This window comes from Kineococcus sp. AC630 (assembly GCF_979255925.1).
In genome coordinates, this window is the sequence record NZ_CEEDMJ010000176.1 from 1 (window position 1) to 231 (window position 231).

Consider the following 231-nt stretch of genomic DNA (forward strand, 5'->3'; position numbering starts at 1 on the left):
GTCACTGGCTGATCGACACCCGGGACTCCGACGCGGGTGGCTCCGGCGCGACCATCGGCGGCGTCGTCGTGCCCGGCGACGTCCTCGGCCTTCGCCTTGGCCAGGACCAGGCAGACGTCCTCGGCGGCGGTGACGCCGTAGTGCGCGACCACCGCGGGTTCGTCGACCCCCGACACGATGGCCTGCGGGTCGATCCCGGCGGAGCGGAGGGTGGCCGGCCGGGCGGGCGAG

Annotated in this window: 1 pseudogene; it reads right to left on the reverse strand. The window is 75.8% G+C overall.

Annotated features, from left to right (window positions below):
* A pseudogene (locus tag AC0I8G_RS26320) lies at positions 1-231 on the reverse strand (hypothetical protein); the annotation flags it as partial.